The 17,636-nt window shown below is 45.1% G+C and carries 12 protein-coding genes and 1 pseudogene; 1 reads left to right on the top strand and 12 read right to left on the bottom strand.

Going from position 1 to position 17,636, the window contains the following annotated elements:
* Nucleotides 1-99: 99 nt before the first annotated feature.
* The 7 genes and pseudogenes from JMX03_RS07245 to JMX03_RS07215 all read right to left on the bottom strand — a co-directional run bounded on the left by JMX03_RS07245 (nt 100) and on the right by JMX03_RS07215 (nt 11,262).
* Nucleotides 100-1,947 carry an ABC transporter ATP-binding protein gene (locus JMX03_RS07245; RefSeq protein ID WP_227695433.1) on the bottom strand — a complete coding sequence of 616 codons (1,848 nt, stop codon included), beginning with the start codon at nt 1,945-1,947 and terminating at the stop codon, nt 100-102.
* A gap of 140 nt (nt 1,948-2,087) precedes the next feature.
* Nucleotides 2,088-3,341 (bottom strand): annotated as a pseudogene (gene prpF, locus JMX03_RS07240) (2-methylaconitate cis-trans isomerase PrpF).
* Between the two features lie 112 nt (nt 3,342-3,453).
* Nucleotides 3,454-6,114 carry a Fe/S-dependent 2-methylisocitrate dehydratase AcnD gene (gene acnD / locus JMX03_RS07235; protein ID WP_201597853.1) on the bottom strand — a complete coding sequence of 887 codons (2,661 nt, stop codon included), beginning with the start codon at nt 6,112-6,114 and terminating at the stop codon, nt 3,454-3,456.
* A 225-nt stretch (nt 6,115-6,339) separates the two neighbouring features.
* Nucleotides 6,340-7,467 carry a bifunctional 2-methylcitrate synthase/citrate synthase gene (gene prpC / locus JMX03_RS07230; RefSeq protein WP_201574741.1) on the bottom strand — a complete coding sequence of 376 codons (1,128 nt, stop codon included), beginning with the start codon at nt 7,465-7,467 and terminating at the stop codon, nt 6,340-6,342.
* Between the two features lie 91 nt (nt 7,468-7,558).
* Nucleotides 7,559-8,449, bottom strand: a complete 891-nt coding sequence (prpB, locus tag JMX03_RS07225; protein WP_201595664.1) for a methylisocitrate lyase — start codon at nt 8,447-8,449, stop codon at nt 7,559-7,561.
* A 384-nt stretch (nt 8,450-8,833) separates the two neighbouring features.
* Nucleotides 8,834-10,105, bottom strand: a complete 1,272-nt coding sequence (locus tag JMX03_RS07220; protein ID WP_201595661.1) for an NRAMP family divalent metal transporter — start codon at nt 10,103-10,105, stop codon at nt 8,834-8,836.
* Between the two features lie 176 nt (nt 10,106-10,281).
* Nucleotides 10,282-11,262, bottom strand: coding sequence for a LysR family transcriptional regulator (locus JMX03_RS07215; protein WP_201595658.1), 981 nt, complete (start codon nt 11,260-11,262; stop codon nt 10,282-10,284).
* Between the two features lie 479 nt (nt 11,263-11,741).
* Here JMX03_RS07215 and JMX03_RS07210 point away from each other — a divergent pair, with 479 nt between their 5' ends.
* Complete coding sequence (locus JMX03_RS07210) at nt 11,742-12,455, top strand: hypothetical protein (RefSeq protein WP_201595654.1); 714 nt, start codon at nt 11,742-11,744, stop codon at nt 12,453-12,455.
* 96 nt (nt 12,456-12,551) lie between these two features.
* Here JMX03_RS07210 and JMX03_RS07205 read toward each other — a convergent pair whose 3' ends face one another.
* From JMX03_RS07205 to JMX03_RS07185, 5 genes are all read right to left on the bottom strand, one after another.
* A complete protein-coding gene (locus tag JMX03_RS07205) occupies nt 12,552-13,535 on the bottom strand; it encodes a CobW family GTP-binding protein (RefSeq protein ID WP_201595651.1) in 984 nt (327 codons plus the stop codon).
* Nucleotides 13,536-13,540: 5 nt separating this feature from the next.
* A complete protein-coding gene (locus JMX03_RS07200) occupies nt 13,541-13,828 on the bottom strand; it encodes a hypothetical protein (RefSeq protein WP_201595648.1) in 288 nt (95 codons plus the stop codon).
* Nucleotides 13,829-13,925: 97 nt separating this feature from the next.
* On the bottom strand, nt 13,926-14,828 hold the full coding sequence (locus tag JMX03_RS07195) for a polysaccharide deacetylase family protein (RefSeq protein ID WP_201595645.1): 903 nt from the start codon (nt 14,826-14,828) through the stop codon (nt 13,926-13,928).
* 99 nt (nt 14,829-14,927) lie between these two features.
* Nucleotides 14,928-16,292: an amidase family protein gene (locus JMX03_RS07190; RefSeq protein ID WP_201595642.1), complete on the bottom strand. Its 1,365-nt coding sequence runs from the start codon at nt 16,290-16,292 to the stop codon at nt 14,928-14,930.
* A gap of 156 nt (nt 16,293-16,448) precedes the next feature.
* The gene (locus JMX03_RS07185) at nt 16,449-17,375 is read right to left on the bottom strand and encodes a bestrophin family protein (RefSeq protein WP_201595639.1); all 927 of its coding nucleotides are present in this window, start codon (nt 17,373-17,375) and stop codon (nt 16,449-16,451) included.
* Between the last annotated feature and the right edge of the window lie 261 nt (nt 17,376-17,636).

Raw genomic sequence — 17,636 nt, 5'->3', positions numbered from 1 at the left:
TTAGCAACCACTAATCAGAGTTATTTATTTTATAAATCATGAGTTTATGACGAGGGCATGTCCTCATGAGAAGCGCCTTATAATGCTAAGATTCTTAGATCAACCACTGATAGTCTGGCTGATTTTATCCAAGTTCAAACTATCCGACATAGCATTAAATATCTCATAGTACTTACCATGATTGGCATACAGCTCTTCGTGCGTTCCTGTCTCCATAACTCGTCCATCTTCAATAACCACCAAATCATCGGCATCGATAATTTGTGAGATATTGTGTGAGACGATAATCACGGTACGGTCTTTTTTTATTAAATCTAAGCTCTGCTTAATCTGCTGCGTAGCAATGGCATCAAGGCTAGCTGTTGGCTCATCCAAAAATACAATCGGTGGATCTTTTAAGAACATACGTGCCAGCGCAATACGCTGCTGCTGACCGCCAGAGAGTAGTTTGGCTTCACTTTCGTAGCCTTCAGGCATGCCTAGTATTTGTTCGTGGATAGAGGCTTGTTTCGCCGCGTCAACAATCTCCTCATCAGTGGCATCCATGGCACCATAACGAATATTGTCAGCGATAGTACCCGAAAAAATATGGTTTTTTTGTAGTACCAAGCCGATTTGCTCACGTAAGCTCTGGGTACTGTACTCTTCTAAATCACGACCATCTAAGCAAATAGTGCCGCTGCTTGGATCATAAAACTTCACCAATAGATTGATAATGGTGCTCTTACCTGCACCGCTTAATCCGACCAAAGCCGTAATGCGGTTGGGATAAATATTAAAGCTCACATCCTTAAGCGCCTGCTTACCGTTAGGATAGGAGAAATTAACATCTTTTAGCTCAATATGACCCTTTAAGTCGGTGCATTCTATTTTACCTTCGCTCTCAATCGCCTGATCATCATCCAAGATATCAAAGAACCCTTCAGCATAGGTCAGGGCATTATTGATTTGGTCATAGATACGGTGCAATTCACGAATAGGGGCGGCGACGTTTTGAAACAGTAAGATATGAAACATAATCGCACCAATGGTCATCTGCCCATTAAGCACGAAATAAGCGGTTAGAATAATAATTACCACGACGCCGATTTGCTCAATAAAGCTCTTACCAGCATTATACATAAAGGCGATACTGCGAATACGCAGCTGATTGGCCGTCATGTCCTTCTGGATTTCCCAGTGCTTATCAGACTCAATCGGCTCACGCACAAAGGATTTAATGACAGTAATAGAGTCGATAATTGAAATGACCAAACCGCTTTTGGTCTCACGGTATTGGCGCATTTGTTTACGAAACCCTTGTAAACGATTCGCTTGCCTCTGACTGACAAAAAAGTAAATTGGGACAATAATCAGCCCAACCATGCCGACCCAAAAGTTGGCATTAAACATAATGATTAATGACACGATGGCACTGGCAAACAGCGGCAGCATGTCAATAAAGAAATTTTGCACCAGTTGCGTGAGACTGCTAACACCCAAATCAATACGGGCTTGTAGCTTACCACTGGCGTTTTCATCACTGGTATAAAACGCCATCTTGTAAGACAAAATGCGATCGACTACTTTTTGTGAGAGATCACGCGACAAGTTAATACGGATACGCTCACCAAAATAGCGCTGACCAAAGGTAATACCAACGTTTAGTATCTCTTTTACCAATAAAACCGTACTAATGAGTATCAGTAAATTTAAACCTTCTTCCCACGGATCAGGCAAGTCAACAAGATTGGTTAAGGTATCAATGGTATATTGCAGTACAAAGGCATTCACCTGCGCGGTAAACGACCCAAGCACCGTCAGTATAAGCGTGAGTATAAATAGGCCGCGATAAGGTCTAGCAAACTCGCCAAGTCTTTTTAGGATAGACCACAGCAAAGCCCCCCGTTCTGTTTTCTTAGTGGGAGGCTTGATATCTAAAGGAACGCGGCGTGGGGAAGTGGGCATAATATTAAAGCGCTATTTAATGTCAGTTAAATCACTACGGTCAAAGAGCTTCGTTAATTGCTTACCAGTAGTGATTGTAATGTACCTTACAGATAGATAGCTATTATAGAGACTTTAATTGGCATCCCAAAATACGTTAACTAAAAACTATTATTTGGCACAAAAACTTCACCCACCATAATACGACGGGCAGAACGACTCATAGAGACTTTCTTGGCCTGCCAGCGTCCATCGACTTGTTAGGTCTTACCACCAACGAGCAACGTACCTGATGGATGACCAAAACGAACTTCACCAAGGCTACCACCGCCAGCGGCTTCATTGACCAATGTACCTTGCGTGGTCGCTGCTGCAGCTATCGCCACTGCAGCTGTGCCCATCATCGCATGATGCAGCTGTCCCATACTCATCGCTCTCACCACTAAATCTATATCTGCTGTATTAACTTCTTTGCCACTTGACGCGGTATAACTTTGTGCAGCGCCAACCCAAGCGATTTTGGGTATATGCTGGCTACTTTGCGCCTCAGACTCGTCTTTAAATAAGCCCATTGCAACGCCACCACGCGCACGGATTGCCTCTAACTTAGCTAAGGTGTCATCATCGCTATTGATATCGCCTTGCAACTCAGTCCCTGTAAATCCTAAGTCTTCTGCCTTCATAAAGATAGTTGGGATACCTGCGCTGATAAAGGTCGCTTTGACGCTATCAGTCTTTAGTCCGCAACCAGAGACATCAAAATCATCGACTAAATTATTGGTCGGAAACATATCACTGGAAGAGTCTACTGGGTCGATAAATTCAATTTTGACCTCAGCAGCAGGGAAGGTGACACCATCTAATTCAAAGTCACCCGTTTCTTGGACTTGTACCTTGCTATTCTCATCTTTGTATACAGGCACATGTGCAATGATGGTTTTGCTGATATTCTCTTGCCAAATATGCACTTCACAAATACCGCTATCCGCGTCTTTATCAATGCTACTAGCAATTTTATCCGCGTCAACTAAGCCCATATTAATCGCACAAGCGCCTACCGCAGCAGTTAAATTACCACAATTACCTGCCCAATCTATCATCGGTTTGGCAATATTAACTTGCCCAAACAGATAGTTGACATCATGGTCTGCTTGTTTCGCTTTAGATAAAATAACCGTCTTAGAGGTGCTAGAGCTACCGTTGCCTAAGCCATCGATTTGCTTGCCATAAGGATCTGGGCTGCCAATAACTCTTAGTAGAAAGTTGTCGCGCGCCTTGCCAGCCACTTGGCAGCGCTCGGGTAGGTCGGATAACTTAAAGAAGGTGCCTTTTGACGTGCCGCCACGCATATAGGTGGCGGGTACGGAGATTTGCGGGGCGAATTTTGGTTTGTTGTGAGAGGTTGATTGGGTCATTATGGGAGTCCTTTATATAAATTATATGCTTAATAAATGCTAATAAAAAAACCGATACCATATAGACAGTCTATACAACATCGGTTCTATAATTACTTAAAAGTCATGATGCTTACGCAATATTTAGCGTGCCATCGATAAACTCTTTGGCAAAACGCTGGAGCATACCGCCAGAGTTGTACATTTTTACCTCATCAGCCGTATCTAAGCGGCAGATAACGGGCGCTCTATCGATGCTGCCATCTTTACGATGAATGACCAGTGTCATCTCACCACCAGCCGATACTTCACCTTCGAGATCGAACACTTCGCTGCCATCGATGTTTAACGTATTACGGTTGACGCCTTCTTTGAACTGAACGGGGAGTGCGCCCATACCGACTAAGTTTTGACGGTGAATACGCTCAAAGTCTTCTGCGACGACGACTTCCACACCAGCCAAACGCACGCCTTTGGCAGCCCAGTCGCGGCTTGAGCCTTGACCATAGCCGTCACCAGCGATAATGATCAGCGGCTGTTCACGGTTCATGTAGGTTTCAATCGCTTCCCACATACGCATGACTTCACCTTGTGGCTCCACACGAGCGAGTGACCCTTGGATGACGTTACCTTCTTCGTCACGTACCATCTCATTAAGCAGTTTTGGATTGGCAAAAGTGGCACGTTGTGCGGTTAAATGATCGCCGCGGTGAGTCGCATAGGAGTTGTAATCTTCCTCAGGCAAGCCCATCGTATCGAGATATTCGCCAGCCGCACTATCACCCATAATGGCATTAGACGGTGACATGTGATCGGTGGTGATGTTGTCACCCAATACTGCTAACGGACGCATGCCTTTTAGCTTGTTCATCGCTGCCATTTTGCCTTCCCAATAAGGAGGGCGACGGATATAAGTACTCATCTCACGCCAGTCATACTGCGGATCGATGACAGATGCTTCATTGCGACCAGCGTCTGACTTGGCTTCATCAAACATTGGGATATATACTTGGTTAAACTGCTCAGGCTTCACCGCTGACTTAACAATGGCATCAACTTCAGCATCATCAAACCAGATGTCTTTTAGATACACATCGTTGCCGTCTTTATCTTTGCCAAGTGAGTCTTTTTCGATATCGAAGCGGATATTACCAGCGATAGCGTAAGCCACAACCAAAGGCGGTGAGGCGAGGAACGCTTGCTTGGCATATGGATGGATACGACCATCAAAGTTACGGTTACCAGATAGGACAGCCGTGCTAAATAGATCACGGTCGATGATTTCTTGCTGGATCTCTGGATCTAAGGCACCGCTCATGCCGTTACATGTCGTACAAGCAAAGGCAACGACGTCAAAGCCTAATTTTTGTAACTCAGGTAGCAAGCCTGCCTCTTCTAAATACAGCTTAACGGTTTTTGAGCCTGGCGCTAATGACGACTTCACCCAAGGCTTACGGATTAAACCTTTTTCAACTGCGTTACGAGCGACAATACCAGCGGCCACCATGTTGCGTGGGTTTGAAGTATTGGTACAGCTTGTGATAGCGGCGATAATGACCGCACCATCTGGCATCAAACCGTCTTTTGGTTCTGGCAACTTATTACCTTCGCCGTGAGCAATACCTTCTTTGACCAAATCAGTCGTAGATACGCGAGCATGGGGGCGTGAAGGACCAGCGATATTACGCACGACTTTTGATAAATCAAAGCGTAATACACGGTCGTATTCAGCATCTACCATGCCATCAGCCCACAGGCCAACCTGTTTTGCATAAGCTTCTACGGTTTTGATTTGCTGTTCGGTACGACCCGTTAGGCGTAGATAATCAATGGTTTGCTCATCGATGGAGAACATCGCTGCGGTTGCGCCATATTCAGGTGTCATATTTGAGATAGAAGCGCGGTCACCAACCGTTAGGTTGCGTGCACCTTCGCCATAGAATTCTAAATAAGCTGATACCACGCCTTCATCACGTAAGAACTCAGTCATTGCTAGTACTAAATCCGTACCAGTAATGCCTTCTTGTAATTTACCAGTCAGCTCGACACCGATGATGTCTGGCAGGCGCATGTATGAGGGATTGCCAAGCATCACGCTTTCGGCTTCTAGTCCACCAACACCGATTGAGATAACACCCAGTGCATCAACCATAGGCGTATGACTATCGGTACCTACTAATGTATCAGGAAAGGCAATCGCATCACCGTTTTGGTCGGCAACGACTTGCACGACTGGGGACATTTTCTCTAAGTTGATTTGGTGCATGATGCCGTTACCAGGCGGTACGACGTTGACGTTATCAAAGGCGTACTGACACCAGTTGATAAAGTGGAAACGGTCTTCATTACGGCGCTCTTCGATAGCACGGTTCTTTTCAAACGCGTCTTCTTCAAAACCTGCATGCTCTACTGCTAGCGAGTGGTCAACGATAAGCTGCGTTGGCACGATGGGATTTACTTTGGAGGGATCACCTCCTTCAGCAGCGATAGCATCACGCAAGCCTGCCAAATCGACAAAAGCGGTCTGACCTAAAATATCGTGACATACGACACGGGCAGGGTACCAAGGGAAATCGATGTCTTGCTTACGGTAGATATGCTGTGACAAGGCTTCGGTTAAATCCTCTGGAGGACAGCGGCGTAGTAAGTTTTCACACAATACTTTTGAGCTAAACGGCAGCTTGGCATAAGCACCAGGCTCAATCTCATTGACAGCTTGCTCGACATCAAAGTAATGCAAATCGGTACTGCTATTATCAAAAGCTGGCAGTGGTTTTTTGTACTTTTCATTCATGGTCTGCGGATTAACTTGCGTTAAAGGCTGCTTGTTGTCGCTCATGGCGTGCTTTCCTTTATTGTGAGATGAAAGAGAGGAGAAGATTTGTTTAGCAAAATTTATGATTAATGATAGATTTTGCTAAATAAACATAAGATTAACGTATGGAGAGTTTTGATTTTTCTAAAAGCTGTAGAAATGTAGGGTGCGCACGGCACACCCTACAAGTTTTACCTCAAAAAATTAACGATTAGCAATATCTGGCACGTCTCTTGGCTCTTCACCGATGTACTCCGCACTTGGGCGAATGATACGGTTGTTTGCACGCTGCTCAAATACGTGAGCCGCCCAACCTGTTAGGCGCGAGCATACAAAAATTGGTGTGAATAGCTTGGTTGGAATACCCATGAAGTTATAAGTTGATGCATGGAAGAAGTCAGCATTACAGAACAGTTTTTTCTCACGCCACATCACTTCTTCACAGCGTACTGATACTGGGTATAAGACCGTGTCACCCACATCTTCGGCCAGTTTTTCAGCCCATTTTTTGATGATAACGTTACGCGGATCTGATTCACTATAAATCGCATGACCGAAGCCCATGATCTTATCTTTACGCGCCAGCATTGCCATCATCTCTTCTTCAGCCTCGTCAGCTGACTTGAAGTCTTGGATCATATCCATAGCTGCTTCATTCGCGCCGCCATGCAAGTTGCCACGAAGTGAGCCAATAGCACCTGTGATACATGAATGAATATCAGACAGGGTGGAGGCACAAACGCGCGCGGTAAAGGTAGAGGCGTTGAACTCATGCTCTGCATACAAGATAAGTGAGACGTTCATCACTCTTTCATGTAGCTCATTTGGCTTCTCACCTTTTAATAGATGTAAGAAGTGACCGCCGATAGTGTCATCATCGGTTTCGGTTTCGATGCGCACATTGTCGTGGGTGAAGCGATACCAGTAATTGATGATGGATGGGAACACAGCCAGCATACGATCAGTCTTATCGTTCTCTTGATCAAAGTCCGTTTCCATCTCAAGGTTGCCAAGCATTGAGCAACCAGTACGCAGCACATCCATTGGATGGGCCTCAGCCGGAATACGCTCAAGCACGTCTTTTAGGGCTTGTGGTAGGCCACGCATTGTTTTGAGCTTAGCTTGATAGGCATCTAGCTCACTTTGAGTAGGTAAGTTGCCATAAAGTAGCAAATATGCCACTTCTTCAAAGATGCATTTTTCTGCAAGATCTGACACATCATAACCGCGATAAGTTAGACCTGAGCCTGACTTTCCGACAGTTGATAATGAAGTCTTGCCAGCGACCTGACCACGTAGTCCTGCGCCTGATAATTGCTTGCCTGCTGCCATGATAAATTCCTTTTGTTAATGGTTTTGTTGCTTGCTTGGGTTGAACAGGGTTAACTGTTAAAAATTCTCAATGAGAAAACAAGTTTTTACCTTACTTGTTGTCAGCAAAAAGTTTGTCTAGTGTTTGCTCAAACTCGTGATAGTTCAAGAAGTCATAGAGCTCCATGCGCGTCTGCATGGTGTCAACGACGTTTTGTTGTGTGCCATCAGACAAGATATGCTGATAAACATTTAGAGCGGCTTTATTCATCGCACGGAAGGCTGATAATGGATATAACACCATGTCTACGCCAACACCGTACAGCTGCTCAGTGGTGTACAGATCAGTTTGACCAAACTCAGTCATGTTTGCTAGTACTGGGATATCTAGCACGTCGGTAAACTTACGATACATCTCAATGTCTGTTAATGCTTCAGCAAAGATCATGTCAGCGCCTGCTTCTTGGAAAGCGACCGCGCGCTCAACAGCAGCGTCCAGTCCTTCAACAGACAAAGCGTCAGTACGTGCCATGACCACAAAATCAGGGTCTGTTTTGGCATCAAGAGCGGCTTTTAGACGGTCGACCATCTCAGAGATACTGACGATTTCTTTATTAGGGCGATGACCACAGCGCTTTTGAGCCACTTGATCTTCGATATGTACCGCTGCGACGCCCGCTTTTTCCATTTTTCTAACGGTTTGGCTGATGTTAAAGGCGCCGCCCCAACCCGTATCAACATCGACTAATAGTGGCGTATCTACTGCATCAGTAATACGGCGAGCATCTTCTAGGACATTATCAAGACTCGTCATACCCAAATCTGGCAAGCCAAAAGAGGCATTTGCTACGCCGGCACCTGAAAGATATAGTGCCTGATGACCGACTTGTGTTGCCATCATGGCAGTATAGGCATTGATGGTACCAACAATCTGTAGTGGTTGATTATTATCGTTTTTTTGTTTCATCGCACTGCGAAAGCGCGCGCCAGCTGAAGATGTCATTTGATAATCCTTGGGTAAGTAGTTGGTCTTATTTTAATGTAAATAAATAAGTAGCACTGGGCATTCATTGAACCTTAGTTGACTTAGAGTATACGCAATTCCCCCTATATGGAAGTGGTGATTATCCTTAATGCCTTCGCTTACGCTAGCAAAGCGTTGGTTTGTAGTAGTAGTATTTGAATTACGAATAGTAATATCCGTATAGTAATGATTTGCTGTGACCATTATTCATATCGGTAAAATTGGCTAGGATAACGCTTAACTCTAGGAAATAATTTGTTACATTAATTCTGTGTCACCTTTCAAATATACCCATAAAAAAGCCCTCATAGCTATCAGCTACAAGGGCTTTTTTATTCAATGCGTTTTTTACTTGATAAGACCTTAGCCAAATAGACCAGCAAGGTTTGCCAAAAATAGCAGTGTAAAGCCACTTAAGAACAGCAAGCCTGCAATCGAGTAGGCATTCATACCAGGGGAGAGTTTTTTGTGGTTTTTTACCAATGTGTAGTTGAGCCAACCAAAGATAGGTGCGGATACAAAGGCAGATACCATGGCAAACTTCAGCATAGCGCCTAACTGTCCAGTGAAGAAGGTGATAATAACCAGTCCACCACCAATCGCGTAAGTCGTCCAAAAAGCAACCTGCTTTTTATTGATTTCGCTTTCACCTTTGATCAAACGCCAGCACTCAGCGTTGGCACGTCCATAACCGTCAGCACAGGTAATGGTGGTACCAAACATACACATAAAGGCAACGAATGCGACCAGCAGTCTTGACCATTCACCAATCGTGGCGGTATACATGTTTATGAGCTGATTGATATAGGCGCCGCCAACCAATTCAATCTCTTGACCAGAGCCATACTGCACAAAGACACCCAGTGACAAAAAGAACAACGCTAGGATAGCAGAGACTAAGAAACCCACATTGAAGTCAAGCAAGCCTTGACGATGCGTGGTGTGATCTGCTTTTGCTTTAGCAGAGGTCCACATCGAGGTGATAGCTGCAAACTCAAGTGGCGCTGGCATCCAGCCCATAAGGGCAACAATAAACCCTAGCGTCGCTAAATTCCAAGGGGAAGTCGCGACAAAATCAGGCGTCATCACTGTTGGCTTGCCAGCAGCAATCATGACCGCTAATACCGTTGCAGTGACCAAAGCAATCATAATCCACTTGGTCACTCCATCAAGCAGCTTGTAATGACCAGCAATCAGAAAGAACCAAGATACCGCAACGATTATGACCGCTAAGCTGATACTAGATAGCCCCACAGAAGCTGGCAGCATAAAGCCCAAAATCACCGCAGCCAGTAGCGTCACGGCGCCAGTACTAATCACTGCAGATAAGATCGAAAGGATAAAGTAAATCCATAGATAGGCTTTTGAACGCTTGGCATAGCCTGCAATCAGGCTCTCACCGGTCTCATAGACATAGTCAGTACCAAAACGGAAAAACGGATACTTAAAAAAGTTGGCAAGGATAATCATAATCGCCAACTGCCAACCGTATATGGCACCCGCTTGGGTGGATGAAATCAGATGTGAGCCACCGATGGCAGCCGTCGCCATCAAGATACCTGGGCCAAATATACGCCAACTAAAGCCTTTTGGCGCTGCGTCACTATTGGCAGTGTTAAGGGGTTGTGCGGTCATGAATACCTCAAGTATATAAAAAGGCCAGTCATAACTGGCCTGTGATGCACTGCTAGTAAACATGACAGCGCATTAGGAAAATTTAAGAAAATAAGCTTTGACTGTATCACAACTCATGCTGTGCATGATAATAATCATTTTTTCTATTACTGCCAATAGATAGTTGGTTATCATCCTTAGACAAACTGCTGACGTCGATAGGTAATACCGCGCTGCTCATAGACCCGATAGACAGCACTGAGCAAGTTAGGTATTTTGGGATGCACAAAATCTTTGAGAGTGTGCAAATAAATAGGGGAGGTGGCGTTTTCATGAATCAGACGCTGATAACTGATCTGTTCAGTACGCACGGTTTTTAGACTAGCGGGCACCAAAGTAATGCCTTCACCAGCAGCGACTAATCCAAGGGCCACTTGCAGATCACTGACTTCGGTCGTCATGAATGGTGTGATGCCATACTGAGCAAATAAATACAGCAAAGGTTCAGTGACTGGTTTGTTCGTTGGTGGCGGATCATCTGGACTATAACTTTTGGTGGTTGCATTGGTCATAGTAGGCACGGGCAAATGGGTTTGGTGATACAGAATCAAACGATTATCTGCCAAGTCAATCAAGCGCTGCTCTTGGTTATCAGCAAGGGGATGTGCTTTGGGTAATGCCACCAAATAGCGTTCATGACGTAATAAAATCTGCTGCACCCAAGCATCTTGATGGGCAAAGCGGCCAAAGCCGATATCAATTTCACCAGATTTAAGTGCCTCGATTTGTTGGTAGGAGCTGATGTCTTTGAGATTAACCGCAATATCAGGGTTTTGCCGTTTCAACGTCGCAATAATCTCTGGTAAATGCCCATAAAGTACGGAGGGCACAAAACCAATGTTCAATGCCGTACTTGGCGCTGATAGCCGCTGAGTCATGCTAGTGATGTTATTGAGCTCTGTCAGTACCGTGCTGACTTTGTCATAAAAAAACTGGCCAGCTTCCGTCAGTTGCAGCGGCCTATGATAACGATCAATCAGCACCACGCCCATTTCTGTCTCGAGCTGTTTCAGCTGTCGACTAAGGCTTGGTTGCGATAAACCTGTCATCTTCGCTGCTGCGCTAAAGCTTTGTAACTCAGCAATGGCAATAAAGGCGTTGAGCTGCTTTAAATCCATGATTATGTCCTTACAAGAGACCTTTTTATTGCTTAATACTGCATTTTTACTGACTTATCATTCTCAATACCTGTTTGTCGTTGACTTATGTTGAGAAAAACAAAGAGATATAAGGTTCTTATGATGCTAAAAATATGTTGTAAAACCGTTTATCGGTCAATTGTATTACTCATCCCAACATCTGTTGCTTACCATCAAAGCTTGCCCTCATAATGTCAATTCAACGCTTATATAGAGCGTTATGAATATTCGCATATAGTCACTGAGGATCGCTGATAAGATCCCAGAAAAGACGCAAATCGACGATAACATTCCCTTAACCTGATTTGCAATGCGAACTGACTGGGTATCATCTTAAGAAAAATTCAAATAATAATACAGGTAACCATGATGGTGGCTCAGGGTTTGTTGACGATGATCTTAGATTAAATATTAATGACCGCAGCCTTAGTGTGTATGAGCGCTACCTCAAAAAGGTGATGCAGGATAACAGCTCTGATAAGCCGCCCAGTGCAGTAAACGCTCATAATAACGTCTCTAGCTATGATAAAACAGTCGCAACAAGCAAAAACACTTCTTTTGATACAGCAGCAAAAGCAAAGACAACTTCTACCAAACACGCAGAGCCAATAGAGGACAGGTCGAGCAGTAGTGTCAAGCTGTTGATTATTCTTGGTGTTTTCTGCGCTGCTTTATTGATTGGCGTTATCGTAGTGATATTGAATGCCACAGGCGTCTTGGTATCGTTAACCGATCGCTTAGCTTCTAGTGATTCTCAAGCGGCAATGGTGAGCAGCAGCTCGCCAGTTATTGAGAGCGCGCAAGCGGTAGCAGATGAAACAGTCACTGACCGTGAAAGTACCAATACAGGTGATTCAAAGATAGAAAATGACAACTTGAGTCATCTCTCCATAACTGCTGCAGCCAAACCAACCAATGAAAATGTAGAGAATACAAAGGTAGATGAGCTAAGCACAGTCTATTCTGTCAAGCGCGCTGCTGGTACTGAAAATTATGATCCCGTACATACCAAACCTAGGATGGTCACGAGAACACAGACATTAAAACTTCCAGACAAGACGGTAGAAAAAACAGATGACGAGGCCTCCCAAAATGAGTCTGAGTCTGCCATAAGTTTCGATGATTTTAGAGAAGAAGCACAGATTGTTATATACCGTGAAGTTCCAGACTAGCATCAATGATAGTAAGCAGCTATAAGATCAACTGAATGTTTCCATGTCCAACACTTACTATGCCTTTCATTGTTTTAGCTCAGACTTCCATTGTTATTATTCTTTTCCAATGAAAGAAGACAGAGATTTCAGTAAAGCCTCTTGATTCATCTCTTCTCCTATAAACACAATATCTCCAGGTCTAGAGTCACTTTCTTCCGCAGGCAGGATCTCTGGTTGTTGCATCACCTTACGTACAGACTGCAGTAATAGCGCACCTTCGTCTGTCTGCAATACGCCTTTGACTCGCAGGATTGTATCACCCCGAGCATGCAGCAATGCCGACAGCCAAACGGTAAACTCAACCCAATCTATTTTTTTTGGAATCGGTAGCGAAACCACAGTCGTTGGTGTTCCTACATTAGCGATAGTTGATTCGTAGATTTCGGTCGGCTCTGGCAGTGGTGGCACAGGGCTTTCGACACCGAATGCGGATAATGAAATCGGGGCGGCTGGATTAATTTTGCTGAGGGTTGAAACAAGGTTCGATAAAGACTGCTCGGATACTTCCTCTGATTTTGCAATGACAACGCGATCAGCCGATAGTATTTGCTGACGGCATAAAGCGTCAGTCTTTAGCGCTACGTGGAAATGTAGCGCATCAGCCATGATGATGGTTTCTTTAAGCGCAAAATGGTAAACCAGAATAGGATGCTCTCTAATCGCTACGATAATCTCTTCGGGATCAGCTAAACCGCTGGTTTCTATGATCAGAGTATCAGGAGTAGGAGAGATGTCAGGCTGAGTGGTAGTCAAATCACGCTTTTGTCCGTTTGTTCGGGATTCGGCAACCTCAAGCAGTGCTGATATTAATTCTTCTTTACCTTTTGGGGTGCCCGCGGTTCCAGTCAGAACTTTGACGCTCATCGCTTCGCCTAATAGCAGGTCATCAACAGGTTGCTCTGCCGCTTCTTGAGTGAAGACTTGCGTGTGACCAAAGGTTTTGGTAAAAAGCGCATGACGCAGCCATGTGGTCTTACCTGAACCCAGATAGCCACTTAGTAGAACGATATCCAGACGGTTATCTTGTGAGGTTTGCATATAGATCAAGCCACGGCATGCATTTTTAAAGGGTCAACTGCAAAGCCTTGACGACGTTCTACTTCAGCCCACAGCTCAGTTAAATTATTGACCATGACGCGGGCTCCGCCTGGACATATCAGCTGAATCTGCGGGATTACCCCATCCGCATATACTGAAAAACCATAAGGTTTTAGTACGCGCTTTAGTATTGATATTCGATGAAACATGGCTCTGAGGCGAATACCGCCAGTTTGGGCGCCTGCTTCTGTCCAATGCCCTGGAGCCGCTGGATTACCACATGCATTACACATCACTGTTCTCCTTATAGATGACCTTGGCAGCGCTTTGAAGAATTCTTTAAACCCTACTAGTACTACCAAGGCCCATAAACTTATTAATACAAAGTGCTTAAATAACCTCTGGACGTTTCCCACCTTCAAACGGGAAGCGCTGGCGGAAATCTGCAGCAATATCTTCAAACGGCATCCAAACTTCGCCTTCATGGCTATTAATGTAATCAATGAGCCGCTCAAGCATCAGCAATACTTGCGGACGCCCAGATACATCTGGATGGATAGTAAAGGGGTAGACCGCATAATCCATATTGCGATAAACCCAATCAAACTGGTCACGCCACATCTCTTCGATATCGCGTGGATTGACGAACCCGTGGCTGTTGGGGACGTTTTTCATAAACATCATCGGTGGCAAATCATCCATGTACCAGTTGGCACCAATCTCGACCAGATCGATCTCTTCACCATGGGTCATAGGGTGCATCCATTCTTCCGCTGTTTTAGAATAATCGATCACGTTCCACTTATCGCCAACCCGAGCATAAAACGGCTGAAAATCACGGTAGCCTTGGCTATGGTCATATTTAAAATCATATTTGGCGAGGATCTCAGGGGTCGCAGCTGACATCTCCCACCATGGTGCCACATAACCACGCGGGCTTTGACCAGTCAGCTTTATAATCAGCTCAACCGATCTCTCCATAACCGCTTCTTCTTGAGCGCGGGTCATGGCAATTGGGTTTTCATGTAAGTAGCCATGCGCGCCTACTTCATGACCGTGATCGACGATCATTTTGGCAATATCAGGAAAGGTTTCGATACTATGCGCAGGGATGAAAAACGAGGTGCGCATATCGTATTTCTTAAACAGCCGTAATAGGCGCGGGACGCCAACTTCAGAAGCCCAGACACCGCGCTGAATGTCTGATGGGCTTTCGCCGCCGCCGTACGAGCCGATTTGACCTGCCACTGAGTCAACGTCCGTGCCGAATCCGCATATAATAGTTTTTGACATGTCTCACTCCTTTGATGGTATGGGTTGTTTCTTCTTCCTTTGCTTGTTTTAACTTTATTTACTTTACCTTTATTTAATTGTCTCTATAAATCGCTGTTTTCAGTTTTGAGCAAGTAAGCTTTCTACAGAAAGCGCAGCAGCCAACAAGTCGCTTTCTCGGCCGCCTGGCATCGATAGCAAAATACTGGTAGGCATCTGATTGTCATCTACACCATTAGGTAAGGTTACCCCGCACCAGTCCAAAAAGTTACCAAGTGCTGTATTGCGTAGCATTAGCGCATTGGTATAGATATATAGCTCATCGTCTTGCTCAAGTGGTTCAAGTTCGGGGGCCGTGATGGGTGTAGGAGGAAATAGCACAATTTGATCGCCCAGAATTTGACGGTTTTTTTGAATCAATCTAGCGCGCTCTCTCAAAATCACCAGTAAGTCACGTGCCGTCATGTCTCCTGCATCAAAAATACGCTCAAGCACTCGTGGATCCATCTGCGACGCACGCTCAGAATGCACCAGATCCCAGTGTATGTCTAAGGCTTCTGGGCCAACTAAGTAGCCATGTTCCCGAGCAAGCCTGCCTATCTCGTCAAACTCGCTACAGACTCCACGTACCACCGTAGCGCCTGCCAGCTCAAGCGCGCGGACACTTTCTTCAAAATTCTGTATCACTGCCTGTTGCGCATTTTTAAAGACAACATTGGTCGGAATAAAGAATTTAAGCGTGTGAATAGGTGTTGGGAGAGGGGTTTTGATATTACGACCGTTGAGAATCTCTGCCGCACCGATGCAGCTTTTTACATCAGCGGCAAGTGGACCATAGGTATCCAATGTCGGTGAGAGTGGAAACGTCCCTCCTTTTGGAAAGGCTATACTAGAGCCTTTGTAGCCAACTATGCCATTTAGTCCAGCAGGTATACGTATTGAGCCGCCAGTATCGCTACCGATAGCGAGTGGCACCAATCCGCGGGCGACAGCGACTCCGCAACCTGAGGAAGAGCCACCAGGAATGCGATCAGGGCCAGTAGCGTGTGGGTTTTTGGGTGTGCCAAAGTGAGGGTTGAGACCAAGGCCTGAGTAGGCAAACTCAGTCATATTCAGACAGCCTATTGAGATAAGGCCGGCTTGACTGGCATTTGCTACCATGTTGGCATCGCGGGTAGCTGGCGCGTTGGATTTGAGCACCACCGATCCTGCGGTGGTCACACGGCCTTCTATATCAAACAGGTCTTTCCACGCAACAGGGATACCATCCCAGGCACTGAGCAGATTGCCTTCGCGGTGCCGCTTTCTTGAAGCATGGGCTTCTTTAAGTGCCCGTTCTTCGAGCAATTCTGTAAAAATAGTCGGGTCGGAAGATTTGATGTCCGCAAAGGTCTTTTCAACAAGCTTAACTGGACAAAGGTTGCCTTTTTTTAGGTCGGCGACCATGTCTATGACTGAAACAGATCCTTTGACAACCCTGTTCATATCCCACTCCATGGTATTGATTTTTTGGAAATTATACTTCTAAATATAGGCCTAAAGAGCACTATAGTCAATCCACTTAAGGATTGGGAAGCAGATCCAAATTCACAGACAGGGTAGTAAACACAAACTTTTGGAGAGTTTTAGGAGAATGACTACTCACTGTAAGTAACCATTCTCAGGAATAATAGCAGGCGGAAGTTCATCTTCTCCCAATGCCTCTAGCAAGTTAATTTCGATAGTTCGTGACAGAGCGCTCAGTGGCAGTTGATTAGCAGCTAAGCCAAAAGGCTCTTCCAACTCTTCGCTGAGGACATCTAAACCAAAAAAAGTATAAGCGATCACGGCGCAGATTAAAGGCGTTGCCCAGCCCAAAGATGAAACCAAGCCAAAGGGTAACATAAAGCAGTATAAGTAGGTAGTACGATGTACCAAGAGCATATAAGCAAAGGGTAGAGGAGTGTTGTGAATACGCTCACAGGCCGCTAAAACAATGGTCATAGAGGTCAAACGCTCATCCATGTTTTGTACCATCAGCTCCGAGTACTGCCCCTGACGGCGGCTATCACCAAGCTTTTTGCCCATCAATCGCATTAAATAGTCAGGCAGATTTTGTGTTTGCCGCATGCTTGCATGATGCTTTGGTTCCACAAAGCGCTCGACGTCCTCCCAAGGCGAAGTCTCCCGAAGTCGGTGACGCAAAGCATGGGTAAAAGCGATGGTTAAATGGATCATTTGCCGCTGGGTATCACGCCCAGTCTCAGTATCGTCGTCTATAAAGGAAATCACTTGACGGGTCAGGCTACGCGCATCAAACACCAATTGACCCCACAATCCTCGAGCTTCCCACCAACGCTGATAGCTGGCATTGTTGCGAAATCCAAGAAATAATGATAGGGTAACGCCCAGTAAAATAAAAGGAGCGGTACCATAAGATGAGAAATAACTGGGATACCAGTGCTGAATAGCCGTAATTAAAGAACTCAAAAAAGTAATCAGCAGTATTTGATAGTAAATCTTTGGGATGATTGAGCCACGTAGAGTAAAAAATATCTTAAGGGCATTTGGTTTTTGCCGAACAATCATGTCAGCTTCCTAGCGATGGGGCAGTGACTGCAGTATTAAGGATTTAAGGGTAAAATTGGCGCTTGTGCATTGGCATGATAGTACAGCTGCTGCTCGAATAAAAGCTGTCAAGCCAATGTTAATCCTCTTAGTATGCTGAATCCCTTTCTTTAAAGCGTTCGGGTAAATCGCGACAAGGTACGCTTGGCTTATAACGATAAATCACAGTCTCTAAAAATAATCGGTTGTTTCTCTGGTAATACCGATATGCTTTTACGAGCA

The sequence above is a fragment of the Psychrobacter fulvigenes genome (assembly GCF_904846155.1).
GTDB classification, from domain to species: domain Bacteria; phylum Pseudomonadota; class Gammaproteobacteria; order Pseudomonadales; family Moraxellaceae; genus Psychrobacter; species Psychrobacter fulvigenes.
Note: the sequence above shows the minus strand (reverse complement) of the source record. Positions and strands in the feature narration are given on the sequence as shown.